At 73.6% G+C, this 14,908-nt stretch carries 12 protein-coding genes; 1 reads left to right on the top strand and 11 read right to left on the bottom strand.

What is annotated here, in order from left to right:
* Nucleotides 1-208: 208 nt before the first annotated feature.
* The 11 genes from B1A86_RS04960 to B1A86_RS04910 all read right to left on the bottom strand — a co-directional run bounded on the left by B1A86_RS04960 (nucleotide 209) and on the right by B1A86_RS04910 (nucleotide 11,737).
* Entirely contained in the window at nucleotides 209-844 is a 636-nt protein-coding gene (locus B1A86_RS04960) for a TIGR03085 family metal-binding protein (RefSeq protein ID WP_078026089.1), read from the bottom strand.
* 80 nt (nucleotides 845-924) lie between these two features.
* Nucleotides 925-2,355 (bottom strand): FAD-dependent oxidoreductase, encoded by a 1,431-nt coding sequence (locus B1A86_RS04955; protein WP_078026088.1) that lies wholly within the window; start codon nucleotides 2,353-2,355, stop codon nucleotides 925-927.
* Nucleotides 2,352-3,620, bottom strand: a complete 1,269-nt coding sequence (gene cobA / locus B1A86_RS04950; protein ID WP_078026087.1) for a uroporphyrinogen-III C-methyltransferase — start codon at nucleotides 3,618-3,620, stop codon at nucleotides 2,352-2,354. Before cobA ends, B1A86_RS04955 begins: the two co-directional genes overlap by 4 nt.
* A complete protein-coding gene (locus B1A86_RS04945) occupies nucleotides 3,617-4,540 on the bottom strand; it encodes an ABC transporter permease (RefSeq protein ID WP_078026086.1) in 924 nt (307 codons plus the stop codon). Before B1A86_RS04945 ends, cobA begins: the two co-directional genes overlap by 4 nt.
* Complete coding sequence (locus B1A86_RS04940; RefSeq protein WP_036316899.1) at nucleotides 4,530-5,255, bottom strand: ABC transporter ATP-binding protein; 726 nt, start codon at nucleotides 5,253-5,255, stop codon at nucleotides 4,530-4,532. Before B1A86_RS04940 ends, B1A86_RS04945 begins: the two co-directional genes overlap by 11 nt.
* A 31-nt stretch (nucleotides 5,256-5,286) precedes the next feature.
* Nucleotides 5,287-6,627, bottom strand: a complete 1,341-nt coding sequence (locus B1A86_RS04935; RefSeq protein WP_036316896.1) for a sulfate adenylyltransferase subunit 1 — start codon at nucleotides 6,625-6,627, stop codon at nucleotides 5,287-5,289.
* Nucleotides 6,627-7,562 carry a sulfate adenylyltransferase subunit CysD gene (cysD, locus tag B1A86_RS04930; protein WP_002855962.1) on the bottom strand — a complete coding sequence of 312 codons (936 nt, stop codon included), beginning with the start codon at nucleotides 7,560-7,562 and terminating at the stop codon, nucleotides 6,627-6,629. Before cysD ends, B1A86_RS04935 begins: the two co-directional genes overlap by 1 nt.
* Before the next feature lie 32 nt (nucleotides 7,563-7,594).
* A complete protein-coding gene (locus tag B1A86_RS04925) occupies nucleotides 7,595-8,320 on the bottom strand; it encodes a phosphoadenylyl-sulfate reductase (protein WP_036316893.1) in 726 nt (241 codons plus the stop codon).
* Nucleotides 8,317-10,032, bottom strand: coding sequence for a nitrite/sulfite reductase (locus B1A86_RS04920; protein WP_036316987.1), 1,716 nt, complete (start codon nucleotides 10,030-10,032; stop codon nucleotides 8,317-8,319). Before B1A86_RS04920 ends, B1A86_RS04925 begins: the two co-directional genes overlap by 4 nt.
* Nucleotides 10,033-10,149: 117 nt before the next feature.
* On the bottom strand, nucleotides 10,150-10,899 hold the full coding sequence (locus tag B1A86_RS11840) for a sirohydrochlorin chelatase (RefSeq protein ID WP_036316890.1): 750 nt from the start codon (nucleotides 10,897-10,899) through the stop codon (nucleotides 10,150-10,152).
* Nucleotides 10,900-10,942: 43 nt separating this feature from the next.
* A complete protein-coding gene (locus B1A86_RS04910) occupies nucleotides 10,943-11,737 on the bottom strand; it encodes an SDR family oxidoreductase (RefSeq protein WP_036316887.1) in 795 nt (264 codons plus the stop codon).
* A gap of 139 nt (nucleotides 11,738-11,876) precedes the next feature.
* Here B1A86_RS04910 and valS point away from each other — a divergent pair, with 139 nt between their 5' ends.
* A complete protein-coding gene (gene valS, locus B1A86_RS04905; protein ID WP_049146115.1) occupies nucleotides 11,877-14,561 on the top strand; it encodes a valine--tRNA ligase in 2,685 nt (894 codons plus the stop codon).
* Nucleotides 14,562-14,908 lie beyond the last annotated feature (347 nt).

The following is a 14,908-nucleotide window of genomic DNA, read 5'->3' as shown; positions in this document are numbered from 1 at the left end:
GCGGACGCGGTACCACCTTGCTTGCCGGCGTCGGGAGGTCCCCGGGGTGCTGGCCGCTTGATGACTGCTGTGACGGGCTTACCCGTCCGGTTCTACTGGGGCCGTGCGGCCCGTTCTTCCGGAGGCTCGCCGGTGATGGCCGGGTCGACGCCTGTGCCCGCCAGTGTAGTGGACGATGCGCCGGCCCGTGGCCGCGGGCCGGAACGGGTCAGAGGGCGGTGCGCACGGCCGCCGACGCGTCGCCGTCGAGCTCCACGTGCACGGCGTCCCGGCCCGAGGCCCAGAGGAGGAGCTCCCCGACCTCGCCGGTCACCGTGACGGGTGCCCGCAGCGCCACGGCCCCACGGGTGACGGTGACCGGGGCGCGACCCGGGCCCTGGAGGACCACCGGCGCCGCGGACTTACGCAGGAACAGCGGGGCCATGCGGCGCAGCGAGCGGTAGAGGGCGTCCTCCTCGTCCGGGGAGAACGAGCGCGGGGCGGGCAGCGAGCCGCCGGTCGCGGACTCGCCGCGCCGGACGTCCTCGAGGTGGATGAAGTGCTCGGCCGCGTTCACGTGCCTGTCCGCCGCCCGCATGGGGTTCAGCGCCGACGGGCCCGCGGCCCACTCCCGCACGACCTCGGCGTAGTCGCGGCGCGTGGTCTCCGCGGTCAGGCGGTCGAGGTGGCGGGACAGCGGCGGGATGAACAGGGCGGCGAAGGCGTCGGGCCGGCGCTCCCGCAGCCAGAGGTGGGCGGCGAGGTCGCGGGTGCTCCAGCCGCCGCACAGGGTGGGCGCGTCGGGGCCCTTCTCGAGCAGGAGGTCAGCGAGGCGGGCACGTTCGGCTGCGGCGAAGGTGGTCATGGGCACCACGGTAGGGAGCGGGCCGCGGCGCGGGCGAGGGGTGGCCCGCGCCCCGCCGCGGGTCCACCCGACGCGAGGGCTCAGCCTCCGGCACCGAGGAGGACACCCTCCCGGGAGATGCGGGTCATCTCCTCCCGGTCCACGACCTTCACCCGCTCCCGCGCCACCGGACCGGCCTCCGTGGCCTGCACGCCCAAGGACTTCTCATGCTCATCCAGAGCATGCCACCCAGCCCACGTCGTGTACGGGACGCCGCGGGACTCGAGCAGCTCGATCACCGACTCCTCCGAGGGCTCCTGAGCCCTCCACAACCCCGGCTCGTCCTCGATCAGATGCTTGATCGTCTCCAGAGAGTCACCCTTGGTGTGCCCGATCAACCCCACCGGGCCCCGCTTGATCCACCCCGAGGCATACAGGCCCGGCACCGGGGCACCGTCCGCGTCCAGCACCCGGCCTTCCGCGTTCGGGATCACACCGCGCACCTCATCGAACTCCACCCCCTCCACCGGGGACCCGAAGTAACCCACGGCCCGGTAGACCGCCTGCACCGGGTAGTCCACGGTCTCCCCCGTCGGGCGGACCCCACCGGAGCCGTCGAGCTCCATGCGGCGCATCCGCAGGCCGTCCACCCGGCCGTCGCCGTCCTCGTCCAGGAACTGCTCCGGGGCCTGCAGGAAGTGCAGGTGCAGCCGACGCGAGGCGCTCTGCTGACGGTCCTCCTGCTCCATGAGCCAGTTCGTCAACGTGCCCACCATGGTGCGGACCTGGTTGTTCTCCTCGATCGCCTTCTCCGAGGCCTCATCGAAGTCGAAGTCCTCCTCGTACAGCACGATGTCCACATCCCGGGAATGGGCGAGCTCCCGCAGCTCCAACGGGGTGAACTTCACCTGCGCCGGCCCGCGCCGGCCGAACACGTGCACGTCCGTGACCGGGGACGCGGCCAGGTCCCGGTACACGTTGTCCGGGATCTCGGTGGGCAACAGGTCCTCGGCATGCTTGGACAGGATCCGGGCCACATCCAGGGCCACGTTCCCGTTGCCGATCACCGCCACCTGCGTGGCCTCCAACGGCCAGTGCCGCGGCACATCCGGGTGCCCGTCATACCAGGACGCGAAGTCGGCGCCACCGAACGAGCCGGCCAACTCCACCCCGGGAACGTCCAGGGCCGCGTCCCGCACGGCACCGGTGGAGAACACGATCGCGTCGTAATGCCGACGCAGATCCGCCAGGCTCAGGTCCGTGCCGTAGTCCACGTTCCCGAGGAAACGGATGTCCCCGCGGTCCATGACCTTGTGCAGGGCGGTGACGATGCCCTTGATGCGCGGATGGTCCGGGGCCACCCCGTAGCGGATGAGGCCGAACGGGGCCGGGTACCGGTCGAACAGGTCGATGCTGACACGGAAGTCCCGTTCCTCCTTGGTCAGGATGTCCGCCGTGTACACCCCGGCGGGTCCGGCACCGATGATGGCGATGCGCAACGGGCGGTCAGGCCTCGAGGGGGTCGGGGTCATGCTCGTGCTCCTTCGGAGGTCGGGTTCAGGGTCGAGATCGGGGCAGGGATGCCGGCCGCCGGCGCGCCGGTGGCGTAAGGGCTCAGGCGCACGACGTCGCCCACGACGATCACGGCGGGGTTCTCCACACCGACGGCGGCCGCCTGCGCGGCGATGGTCTCCACCGTGCCCACGGTGACCCGCTGGTCCGGCATCCAGCCGCGCTCGATGATCGCCACGGGCGTCGCGCCGTCGAGGCCGCGCTCCGTCAGTCGGCGCGCGGTGTCCGCGAGCCGGCGCACGCCCATCAGCAGGACGAGCGTGTGGTCGGCCCGGGTGGGCACTTCGGCCAGCTCTTCGTGGCCGGTCACCAGCGTGAAGCCGGTGGCGACGCCGCGATGGGTGACCGGGATCCCCGCGGCGGCGGGCACCGAGACGGCGCTCGTGACACCGGGGACCACCTCGACGTCGACGCCGTGGGCGCGGCAGTGCGCCGCCTCCTCGCCGCCGCGGCCGAGCACGTACGGGTCGCCGCCCTTGAGCCGGACGACGAGGCGGCCGGCCCGGGCCTCCCGGACCAGGACGGCGTTGATCTCGTCCTGCGTGGCCAGGTGGTTCCCGGGGGCCTTGCCGACCTCGATCACGGGCACCGCCGGGTCCAGCTCGGCCAGGAGGGCGCGCGGGCCCAGCCGGTCGGCGACCACCACATCGGCCTCCGCGAGCAGCTGTCGGCCGCGCACGGTGATGAGCCCGGAGTCGCCGGGGCCGCCGCCGACGAGGGCCACGCGACCGGGCTCGGAGGACGCGCGCCGCCGGCGCAGCGGCAGCCGCCCCGTGGACAGGGCGAGGGCGATCGCGTCCTTCAGGGCGCGGGCGCGGCGAGGGTCTCCCCCGGCGTTGACGGCCACGGTCACGTCCCCGGCCCGGACGACGGCAGGCGTCCAGGCGGCGGAGGACTCGGCGTCGGAGGCGTCGACGCACCAGACGCGGCGGGCCTCGGCGTCGGAGGCCACGGCCCCGTCCACGGCCCGGTCGCCGGTGGCGGTCTGGGCGAACCAGACCCCGTCGAGGTCGGACGGGCGGTAGGGGCGGCGGTGCAGGGTGAGCAGGCCGGCCGCGGCGAGCCGCTCCACCTCCTCCCCCGGCTCCGGGGCCACCACGCTGACGAGCGCGCCGGCGTCGAGGAGGGCGCCCACGCGGCGCCCGGCCACCCGGCCGCCGCCCACGATCAGGACGGGACGGCCGAGCAGACGCAGGGAGGTGGGGTACAGATCGGACGCGGTCATCGCGTGCTCCCTTCCAGCAGCCCCCGGCGGCGCAGCATGCGCCGCTCGGCGGGGCCGAATGCGGTCAGTTCGACGAGGACGCCGACGGCCAGGATGGCCAGGACGGCGCAGAGGACGACGGCGAGGTCGGACTCGGCCCGTCCCTCGTGGAGCAGGGTCCCGAGTCCGACGCCCATGGGCCCGCCGACGGCGATGATCTCGGCGGCCATGAGGCCTCGCCACGCGAAGGCCCAGCCCTGGCGCAGGCCGGAGACGAAGGCGGGCAGGGCGGCCGGGAGGACCACCAGCAGGGCGGTCTCGAGGCGCGAGGCGCCCAGCACGCGGGCCGCGCGACGCAGCTGCGGCGGCACCTGGTCCGTGCCGGTGGTGAGGCCGGCGACCACGGCGGGGACGGCGCCGGTGAGCATCACGAAGTACGCGGTGGCGTCGCTGAGGCCGAACCACAGCACCGCGAGCGGCACCCAGGCCACGTTGGGCAGCACCATCAGGGCCGTGAGCAGCGGGCCGAACGCCCGCCGCAGGACGCTGACCTGTCCGAGCAGCAGGCCCAGCCCGACGCCGACGACCACGGCGAGTGCGAAGCCCACGACGGCGCGGCCCACCGACGTCGCCACTGCCTGCTGGACGAGGCCCTGCGCCCACAGCGTCCCGAAGGCCCCGACGACGTCACCGGGACCGGTGATCGGCTCACCGCGCGCACCGGCCAGCCACGCGAAGGCCTGCCAGATCGCCACGAGCAGGACGACGGCGGCCACCGGGAGCAGGACCCGGCTCCAGTCCCACCCGGCCAGACCCGTCCGACGGGTCGAGTCGACGGCCTGGAGCGCGTCGAGGCCGCTGTCGAGCTCGCGCAGCTCGTCGTCGGTGGCGGCCCCCGGCGCGCGGCCGGGGGCGTCGAGGGTGGGGGTGTCAGTGCGCATGGCGACGGATCTCCTGACCGAGTCGGGCGGTGATGGCGGCCGTGAGGGCGGCCGCGGCGGGCGCGTCGTGGCGGGCGGCCGCGGGCACGTCCCATTCGGCGACGACGCGACCCGGACGTGAGGACAGCAGCAGCACCCGCTGGCCGAGGCGGACGGCCTCGGCCACGTTGTGGGTGACGAACACGACCGTCCGACCGGTCTGCCGCCACACGCGCTCGAGCTCCCCATGCAGCAGGTCGCGGGTGATCGCGTCCAAGGCCGCGAACGGCTCGTCCATGAGCAGCAGGGGGCGGTCCTGGGCGAGGGCCCGGGCCAGGGCGACGCGCTGGCGCATGCCGCCGGAGAGCTGGTGGGGTCGCAGGTCGGCGGCGTCGTCGAGGTGGACGAGGCGCAGCAGCTCCCCGGCACGCTCCCGACGCTCCCCCGCGGCCACACCGGCGAAGCGGAGGGCGAGCTCGATGTTGCCGCGGGCGGTGAGCCACGGGAAGAGGGCGGCGTCCTGGAACATGAACGCGGCCCCCTCCCGGGGGGTCTTGACGACGCCCGCGGTGGGCGCCTCGAGCCGGGCGACGAGGTTCAGCAGGGTGGACTTGCCGCACCCGGACGCACCGAGCAGGCAGACGAACTCGCCCGGCTCGATCCGCACGGAGACGTCCTCCAGCACGGGCGTGGGCCCGCCGAAGCTCTTGCCCACGTCCTCCATCACCACCGTCATGACCGCTCCCGTCGCGCCGTCGTCATCCGGATCAGGCCTCGTCGCCGCCGCGCACCATGCCGGCGGCGAGCGTGGCCCCGTCGTGGGGGTCGATCACGAGGAACGCCCCGGTGCGCCGATGCACGGCGTAGGGCTCCACGGGCAGCGGCGCGGCCAGGTGCAGGCGCACCTGTCCGATGTCGTTGAGCCCGAGGGTCTCGGCCGGGTCGAGCCGCAGGGTGTCGAGGTCGAGCCGACCGGCCACCTCCTGGACGAGCGCCCGGACGACGGCGGTGCCGTGCTTGACGAGGACCTGCTGCCCGACGCGCAGCGGTGCGGCGGAGAGCCAGCACAGCGCGGCGGCCACCTCCGCGGTGGGGCGCGGGGCGGTGTCCGCGGCGGCGATCGTGTCCCCGCGGGCCACGTCCACCTCGTCGGCCAGGCGCAGGACCACCGACTGCGGGGAGGAGGCCTCCTCGAGGGATTCCCCGGCGGCGTCCACGCCCACCACGGTGGTGGTGCGCGCCGGCTGCCCCGGGGTGAGGACGGCGACGGCGTCCCCGGGCCGGACGGTGCCCGCGACCACCTGCCCGGCGTAGCCGCGGTAGTCGCGGAACACCTCGGGGTCGAGGCCGGGGGCCAGGGCGCCCTGGGGGCGCACCACGAGCTGCACCGGGAAGCGGAAGGAGGCGGCGGCGTCGTCCTCGGCGTCCGCCCCGGGCAGGGACTCGAGCAGCTCCATGAGCGTGGGGCCGGTGTACCAGTCCGTCCGCTCGGAGCGGGTGACCACGTTGTCGCCCTGCAGGGCGGACACCGGGACGCTCACCGCGTCGGAGAGGCCGAGCTCCCGGGCCACGCGCCGGACGTCCTCGGCGATCGCGGTGAAGACCTCCTCGGCGTAGTCCACGAGATCGATCTTGTTGACGGCGACGATCACGTGCGGCACCCGCAGCAGGGCCACCACGCTGAGGTGGCGCCGGGTCTGCTCCACCACGCCCTTGCGGGCGTCCACGAGCAGCACGACCGCATCGGCCGTCGAGGCGCCCGTGACGGTGTTCCGGGTGTACTGCACGTGCCCGGGGCAGTCGGCCAGCACGAAGGTGCGCCGGTCCGTGGCGAAGTACCGGTACGCGACGTCGATCGTGATCCCCTGCTCCCGCTCGGCGCGCAGGCCGTCGGTCAGCAGCGCCAGGTCCAGCCCGCCCTCGGCACCGCCGAAGCCGCGCTCGGCGGAGGTGCGGGCCACGGCCTCGAGCTGGTCGGCCAGGACGGCCTTGGAGTCGTGCAGGAGGCGGCCCACGAGGGTGGACTTGCCGTCGTCGACCGAGCCGGCCGTGGCCAGGCGGAACAGGGTCCCGGCGGGGGCGTGCCGGTCCAGCAGTGCGGTGCTCATCAGAAGTACCCGTCCTTCTTGCGATCTTCCATGGCCGCCTCGGAGATGCGGTCGTCGGCGCGGGTGGCCCCGCGTTCGGTCAGGGTGGAGGCGGCGACCTCGAGCACGACGTCCTCGACGGTGGCGGCCTCCGAGAGGACGGCGCCGGTGCAGGACATGTCGCCCACCGTGCGGTAGCGCACCGTCCGCGTGGTGACCTCCTCGCCCTCGGCCGGGCGGGAGTGCTCCCCCACGGCGCGCCACATGCCGTCGCGGCGGAAGACCTCCCGCTCGTGCGCGTAGTAGATGGAGGGCAGCTCGATGCCCTCGCGGGCGATGTACCGCCACACGTCCAGCTCGGTCCAGTTGCTGATGGGGAACGCGCGGACGTGCTGGCCGGGGGTGTGACGGCCGTTGTAGAGGTTCCACAGCTCGGGGCGCTGGTTGCGCGGGTCCCACTGGCCGAACGCGTCCCGCAGGCTGATGATCCGCTCCTTGGCCCGCGCCTTGTCCTCGTCACGGCGGCCTCCCCCGAAGACGGCGTCGAACCGGTTGGTCCGGATCGTGTCCAGCAGGGGGGTGGTCTGCAGGGTGTTGCGGGTGCCGTCGGCGCGCTCACGCAGCTCGCCGCGGTCGATGTACTCCTGCACGGAGCCCACCACGAGCCGCAGGCCGAGCCGCTCCACCGTGCGGTCGCGGAACTCGAGGACCTCGGGGAAGTTGTGGCCGGTGTCCACGTGGACCACCGGGAAGGGGATCCTCCCCGGCCAGAAGGCCTTCGCGGCCAGGTGGAGCATCACCACGGAGTCCTTGCCGCCCGAGAAGAGCATGGCGGGGCGCTCGAACTCGGCCACCACCTCGCGGATGATGTGGATCGCCTCGGCCTCCAGGGCGTCCTGGACGTCGGGCCCGGCGGGGCTCACGGTCCCCGGGTCGGGGGCATGGGTGAGGGTCATCGTGTCTCCTTGGTCTGTCTCGGGTGCGGCGCTCAGACGTGGATGCCGCACTCGGTCTTCGCGGTCCCGGCCCAGCGCCCGGCACGGGGGTCCTCCCCGGGGGCGACGGGGCGGGTGCAGGGGCGGCAGCCGATCGAGGGGTAGCCGTTCTGCAGGAGCAGGTTCACGGGCACGTCGTGGTCCGTGGCGTAGCCGACCAGGTCGTCGAAGCTCCACGGGGCGACGGGGTTGACCTTGACCATGCCGTGGGCCTCGTCCCAGCCCACCAGCGGGGTGTTCGTGCGCGTCGGCGCCTCGTCCCGGCGGACGCCGGTGAACCACAGGTCGTATCCGGCCAGCGCCCGGTTGAGGGGCTCGACCTTGCGCATCGCGCAGCACAGCCCCGGGTCGCGGGCGAACAGGTCCTTGCCGTGGCGCTCGTCCTGCTCGGCCACGGTCAGCTCCGGGAGCACGTCCACCACGGTGACGGCGAGGCGGCGGGCCACCTCGTCGCGCGTCGCGAGCGTCTCGGTGAAGTGGTAGCCGGTGTCCAGGAAGAGGACGTCCACGCCGGGCATCCGCTGCGCCACCAGGTGCGGCAGGACGGCGTCGGCCATGGAGCAGGCCACGGCCGCCCGGCGGAGGTCCACATGGCGGGCGGCCCAGTCGACCACCGCCTCGGCGGGGGCGTCCCAGCCGAGCTCGGCGGCGCCGGACTCCGCGAGCGCCTGCAGGCGCTCGAGGTCCTCGGTCGGACGGGTGGGGGGAACGGTGCTCATCGGAGGGCCTCCTCGTCGACTCGGTGCGCCCACCGGGCGAAGGTCTCGCCCGGCTCACGCTGCTCGTCGTACCGGCGGACGACGCGCTCGACGTAGTCGACCAGCCCGTCCGCGCGGACCTTCAAGCCGCGGACGCTGCGTCCGAGGCCGGCCTCGGCGCGGTCCACGGAGGCCAGCCCGCCGCCCAGGTGAACCTGGAAGCCGGGCGTCTGGCCGCCGTCGTCGTCCGGGAGCAGCTGGCCCTTCAGGCCGATGTCCGCGGTCTGGATGCGGGCGCAGGAGTTGGGGCAGCCGTTCACATGCAGGCTCAGCCGCTCGGGGAGGCGGTCGGCGAGGTCGGCCAGGCGCTCCTCGAGCTGGGCGATCGCGGCGGTGGCGGTGTCCTTCGTGTCCACGATGGCGAGCTTGCAGAACTCCAGGCCCGTGCAGGCGATGGTGGAGCGGCGGAATACGGACGGCTCCGGGTCCAGTCCCAGCTCCTTCAAGCCGGCCACGACGGCGTCCACCCGGTCCCGCTCCACGTCCAGCACCACGATCTTCTGGTGGGGGGTGGTGCGCAGCCGCGTGGAGCCGTGGGCCTCGAGCAGGTCCGCGAGGGCGGTGAGGGTGGTGCCGCTGGAGCGGCCGACGACGGGAGCGGCGCCGATGTAGAAGCGGCCGTCCTTCTGCTCGTGGACCCCCACGTGGTCGCCGGGACGGGTGGGCGGGGCCGGGGCGGGTCCGTCGGGCAGGGCGTAGCCGAGGTACTCCTCCTCCAGCACGGTGCGGAACCTCTCCGGCCCCCAGTCCTCGAGCAGGTACTTCATGCGGGCCTTGTTGCGCAGGCGCCGGTAGCCGTAGTCACGGAAGATGCTCACGACGGCGTGCCACACCTCGGGGGCGCGCTCGGCCGAGACGAAGGCACCGATCCGGTCGGCCAGGCGGGCCTTCGTGGACAGGCCGCCGCCGACCCACAGGTCGTAACCGGGGCCCAGCTCGGGGTGCACCACGCCGATCAGGGAGACGTCGTTGATCTCGTGGACCACGTCCTGGGAGGGGTGTCCGGTGATGGCGGTCTTGAACTTGCGGGGCAGGTTGGAGATCTCGAGGTCGCCGATCCAGCGGTCCGCGATCTCCCGGATCACGGGCGTGGGGTCGATGATCTCGTCCGCGGCGATCCCGGCCACCGGTGAGCCGAGGATCACGCGCGGCACGTCGCCGCAGGCCTCGGTGGTGGACAGGCCCACGGACTCCAGGCGCCGCCAGATCTCGGGGACGTCCTCGACGCGGATCCAGTGCAGCTGGACGTTCTGCCGGTCGGTGATGTCCGCGGTGTCACGGCCGAAGTCGGTGGAGATCCCGCCGATCACGCGCAGCTGCTCGGTGGTGAGGTCGCCGCCGTCGATGCGCACGCGCAGCATGAAGTAGCGGTCCTCGAGTTCGTGGGGCTCCAGGGTGGCGGTCTTGCCGCCGTCGATCCCCTGCCGACGCTGGGTGTACAGGCCCCACCAGCGGAAGCGGCCGTGCAGGTCGTCCGAGGGGATCGAGTCGAAGCCCTCGTGGGCGTAGACCTGCTCGATGCGCTCGCGGACGTTCAGGCCGTCGTCCTGCTGCTTGAACTCCTCGTTGTGGTTCAGGGGGGCGGTCCCGTCCACCTTCCACTGGCCGTGCGGCTTGGCGGAGGGACGGCGCGGAGTGCGCGCCGGTCTCGACGTCTCGTTCACCTGGGTCATGGCCGCCACGCTAGGAACCCGGCATGCCGGCCCCAAGATCGTCGACGCGGTTCGTCACGTTCCCGGGGCCGGGCCGCGGCGGGGACCCGGTCCGGCCCCGGTCGTGTGACGGACGGCTCAGCGGCCTCCGGCGGCTCCCCTCGGGGCCTCTACGAGGGCGGACCGCAGCCGGTCCAGGGCGATCCGCGCCACCAGCGGATGCGGCAGCAGGGGGTCGGTGACCGCGTCCGCGCCGGCCTCGCCGAGCCGGTCGTGGAAGTACCCGGGGGCCAGCAGGTGGGCGGCCACCACGGCGCGACGGCCGGCGGCGTGCACCCGGGCGACGGCGTCGGGCACACGGGGGGTCGCCGCCGCCCCGAACGCCGCGGTCACGGGCAGTCCCGTGGCCCGGGCCAGGGCCCCGGCCAGGGCGTGCACCTGGGCCTGGCCGTCCGCGGCGCGGGTGCCGGCCGCCGCCAGGATGACGTCCGATGTCGCGGCCTCACCGGCCGGCACCGCCCGGGCCACCCGCTCGGCCAGAACGGTCACCAGGCGCGGCTCGACGTCGTCCCCGGCCCCGGCCAGCGGTGCGGCGGCGATCGTGCCGGGTCGGGCGGCTGCGGCGTGGTGGATGTCGTGGTGGACGTGATGGCCCAGGGACAGCAGCAGCGGCACGATCACGGCCGGCTCCCCCGGGGGCAGGGCCGCCACGACCTCGTCGAGGGAGGGGCTCTGCACGTCCACGTAGGCCTCGTGGACCTGGGCGCCCGGCCCCTCGGCGGCCAGGAGGGCCGCCAGGTCGGCACGGAGGCCGTCGATCACGTCGCGGCCGGCCGCGTCGTGCGTGCCGTGGGCGCAGGCGATCACGTGCAGCACGGGCGCGCTCATGCCGAGCCCACCGCGTCGGCCCACACGTTCTGCGGCCCGCCGCTCACCGGCGGATCACCTTGTGCTGGGCGGCCTGGGCGACCGGCCGCATCACGATCTGATCCAGGTTCACGTGGTGGGGCAGCTCGACGGCGTGGACGCACACCTCGGCGACGTCCTCGGCGGTGAGCGGCTTCTCCACGCCCGCATACACGGCGTCCGCGGCGGACTGGTCGCCGCCCAGGCGGTTGCGGGAGAACTCCTCGGTGTGGACCATGCCCGGCAGCACCTCGATCACCCGCACGTTGTGCTCGGCCTCCTCCAGGCGCAGCGCGCCGGTGAGCCCGTGCTGGCCCATCTTCGCGGCGTTGTAGCCGGCGCCGCCCTCGTAGGCGGTGACGGCGGCGGTCGAGGTCAGGTTGAGCACGGTGCCCTCGCCGTGGGCGCGGAGCATGGGCAGGAACGCCTGGCACATCGTGAGGGTGCCGAGCACGTTGACGCGGTACATCCACTCCCAGTCGGCGCGGTCGCCGTCGCCCACCGCGTCCGTGCCGAGCGCGCCGCCGGCGATGTTGACGAGGGTGTCGGCGCCGCCGTCGGCCTCGACGCGCGAGGCCAGCGCGGCGACGGCGGCCTCGTCCGTGACGTCCAGGGCGGCGGGGACGACGTCGCCGCTCACGCCCTCGGCCCGGGCGTCGGCAGCGAGGGTCTCGAGGCGCTCGGCCCGGCGGCCGACGGCGTACACGCGCCAACCGCGGCGGGCGAGCTCGAGGGCCGTGGCGCGGCCGATGCCGCTCGTGGCCCCCGTCACGACGGCGGCGCGGGCGGGGTTCTTCGCAGGTTCATGGGTGTGGCTCACGCCTCCGACCGTAGCCGAGCCGTGCCGTTCGGAGCACCGCCCGGATCACCTCCGCCAGGTCGACCGACTGAAAGGGCGGGACGTCCCGGGCATCGTCGCAGGCCCGGCCCGCCGCCCCGGTCATGGGAGGATGGCGGGCATGGCTGAGAACACGCAGGGCACAGACACGCCCATCGACGCATCGACCCCGTCCACCCCCGCCGCCGGCGCCGTGGCCGTGCCGGACAAGCCGGCCCTCGAGGGCCTCGAGGAGAAGCTGACCGCCCGCTGGGCCGACGAGCGCACGTACGCGTTCGACACGCAGACCACCCGCGAGCAGGTCTACTCGATCGACACTCCCCCGCCGACCGCCTCCGGCTCTCTGCATGTGGGCCACGTCTTCTCCTACACGCAGACCGACGTGCTCGCCCGGTACCAGCGCATGAACGGCAAGAACGTGTTCTACCCGATGGGCTGGGACGACAACGGCCTGCCCACCGAGCGCCGTGTGCAGAACTACTACGGCGTCCGCTGCGACCCCGCCAAGCCGTACGTGGAGGGCTACCGCCCGCCGGAGAAGCCGGCGAAGAACCAGCGCGACTGGGACGTGATCTCCCGCAAGAACTTCATCGAGCTCTGCGAGGAGCTCGCCGTCGAGGACGAGAAGGTCTTCGAGGACCTCTTCACCCGCCTCGGCCTGTCCGTCGACTGGGACATGACCTACCGGACCATCGACGACGTCTCCCGCGCCGTCTCCCAGCGCGCCTTCCTGGCCGGCATCGCCTCGGGCGACGCCTACCTGGCCGAGGCCCCCACCATGTGGGACGTGACCTTCCGCACCGCCGTGGCCCAGGCCGAGCTCGAGGACCGCGAGGTCCCCGGCGCCTACCACCGCTACGCCTTCACCGCTGCGGACGGCGAGCAGGTCTTCATCGAGACCACCCGCCCCGAGCTGCTGGCCTCCTGCTCCGGCCTGGTCGCCCACCCGGACGACGAGCGCTACCAGCACCTGTTCGGCACGACCGTCACCTCCCCGCTGTACGGCGTGGAGGTCGAGGTCTTCCCGCACCCGCTGGCCAAGCCGGACAAGGGCTCCGGCATCGCCATGGTCTGCACCTTCGGCGACCTCAACGACGTCACCTGGTGGCGCGAGCTGCAGCTGCCGACCCGCACCCTGATCGGCCGTGACGGCCGCTTCGCCGCCGACACCCCCGAGTGGATCACCACGGACGCCGGCCGACAGGCCTATGCGGACACCGTGGCCGGCAAGACCGTGTTCTCCGCCAAGCAGGGCGTGGTGGACGCCCTCACCGCGGCCGGCCTGCTGGACGGAGAGCCGAAGAAGATCATGCACGCCGTGAACTTCTACGAGAAGGGCGACAAGCCGCTCGAGGTCGTCACCTCCCGCCAGTGGTACATCCGCAACGGCGGCCGCGACGCCGACCGCCGCGCGGAGCTGATCGAGCGCGGCCGCGAGCTCTCCTGGCACCCGGAGCACATGCGCCACCGCTACGAGAACTGGGTCGAGGGCCTCAACGGTGACTGGCTCGTCTCCCGCCAGCGCTTCTTCGGGGTGCCGATCCCGGTCTGGTACCCGCTGGACGCGGAGGGTGAGCCCGACTATGAGAACCCGATCCTCCCGGCCGACGAGCAGCTCCCCGTGGACCCGGCCGCCGAGGCCGCCCCGGGCTACTCCGAGGACCAGCGCGACGTCCCCGGCGGCTTCACCGGCGACCCGGACGTCCTGGACACCTGGGCCACCTCCTCGCTGACCCCGCAGATCGTGGGCCGCTGGTCCCGTGACGAGGCGTTCTTCAACAACGTCTTCCCGTTCGATCTGCGCCCGCAGGGCCACGACATCATCCGCACCTGGCTGTTCTCCACCGTGGTGCGCGCCCACGCCCTCAACGGCTCCGTGCCGTGGACGGACACCGCGCTCTCCGGCTGGATCCTCGACCCGGACCGCAAGAAGATGTCCAAGTCCAAGGGCAACGTGGTGGTCCCGACCGACATCCTGGACCAGTTCGGCTCGGACGCCGTCCGCTACTGGGCCGCCTCGGCCCGCCTCGGCGCGGACACCGCCTACGAGGTGGCGCAGATGAAGATCGGCCGCCGCCTGGCCATCAAGCTGCTCAACGCCGCCAAGTTCGTGCTGAACCTGGGCGCCACGCAGGACGCCGTCATCCGTACGGCCGACGACGCCGCGGCCGTCACCAACCCGCTGGACGCCTCCCTGCTGACGCGCCTCGCGGCCACCGTGGAGCAGGCGACCCGCGCGTTCGAGGCCTACGACTACGCACGTGCCCTCAACGTGACCGAGCAGTTCTTCTGGGCCTTCACGGACGACTACGTGGAGCTCGTGAAGGACCGTGCCTACGGTGGCCACGGCGAGGCCGAGCAGGCCTCGGTGGTGACCACGCTGGCCACCACCCTGGACGCCCTGCTGCGTCTGCTGGCCCCGTTCCAGCCGTTCGCCACCGAGGAGGTGTGGAGCTGGTGGCGCGCCGGCTCCGTGCACACCGCCGCGTGGCCGGGCGCCGCGGACGAGGTGGCGTCCCTGTCCTTCGCCGCCTCCGCCGGCGACGCCGAGGTCCTGCCCACCGTGGCGCAGGTCCTGGGCGGCATCCGCAAGGCGAAGTCCGAGGCCAAGGTGAAGCAGCGGACCGAGGTGCGCTCCGCCGTGGTGACCGGACCGGCCGACTGGCTCGAGAAGCTGCGCGGCGGCCTGGCGGACCTCAAGGCGGCCGGCAACATCGCGGACCTGTCCCTCACGCAGGGCGAGGCCGGCGAGTCCGCGCCCCTGACCGTCTCCGACGTGCAGCTCGCACCGGTCGACGACGACTGACCCGCGCCGCGCGTTCCCGGACGGTGTCTCGGGAGCGCACGCGGCACGACGACGGCCCCGTCGCCCATCACGGGCGGCGGGGCCGTCGTCGCGCCCGTGCTGCAAACCCGAGTCTGCCGTCAGCGTGGGATGTTCGTGGCCCGGATCCGGTAGGGCACAGCACGCGTCGGACAGTCCGCCGCCGGATCGGAGTTCGTCGGGAGGCGGCCCTCCCGGGGGTGTCGTGGTGCACCTCCCGGTCGTGCTCCTGCCGCATGTCGCAGTGCGGTCACCGCGGCGGGGGTGGACACTGAGAGGATGAGACCGACACCCGATCCCGCCCCGGCCGGCCGCCGCGCCTGCGACTC

This window comes from Micrococcus sp. KBS0714 (genome assembly GCF_002008305.4).
GTDB lineage: Bacteria > Actinomycetota > Actinomycetes > Actinomycetales > Micrococcaceae > Micrococcus > Micrococcus luteus.
This window is presented reverse-complemented; position numbering and strand designations above follow the sequence as displayed.

Excerpts from the sequence above, each read along its gene's own strand:
- B1A86_RS04960 (WP_078026089.1), bottom strand. The coding sequence starts at position 844 with ATGACCACCTTCGCCGCAGCCGAACGTGCCCGCCTCGCTGACCTCCTG.
- B1A86_RS04955 (WP_078026088.1), bottom strand. The coding sequence starts at position 2,355 with ATGACCCCGACCCCCTCGAGGCCTGACCGCCCGTTGCGCATCGCCATC.
- cobA (WP_078026087.1), bottom strand. The coding sequence starts at position 3,620 with ATGACCGCGTCCGATCTGTACCCCACCTCCCTGCGTCTGCTCGGCCGT.
- B1A86_RS04945 (WP_078026086.1), bottom strand. The coding sequence starts at position 4,540 with ATGCGCACTGACACCCCCACCCTCGACGCCCCCGGCCGCGCGCCGGGG.
- B1A86_RS04940 (WP_036316899.1), bottom strand. The coding sequence starts at position 5,255 with ATGACGGTGGTGATGGAGGACGTGGGCAAGAGCTTCGGCGGGCCCACG.
- B1A86_RS04935 (WP_036316896.1), bottom strand. The coding sequence starts at position 6,627 with ATGAGCACCGCACTGCTGGACCGGCACGCCCCCGCCGGGACCCTGTTC.
- cysD (WP_002855962.1), bottom strand. The coding sequence starts at position 7,562 with ATGACCCTCACCCATGCCCCCGACCCGGGGACCGTGAGCCCCGCCGGG.
- B1A86_RS04925 (WP_036316893.1), bottom strand. The coding sequence starts at position 8,320 with ATGAGCACCGTTCCCCCCACCCGTCCGACCGAGGACCTCGAGCGCCTG.
- B1A86_RS04920 (WP_036316987.1), bottom strand. The coding sequence starts at position 10,032 with ATGACCCAGGTGAACGAGACGTCGAGACCGGCGCGCACTCCGCGCCGT.
- B1A86_RS11840 (WP_036316890.1), bottom strand. The coding sequence starts at position 10,899 with ATGAGCGCGCCCGTGCTGCACGTGATCGCCTGCGCCCACGGCACGCAC.
- valS (WP_049146115.1), top strand. The coding sequence starts at position 11,877 with ATGGCTGAGAACACGCAGGGCACAGACACGCCCATCGACGCATCGACC.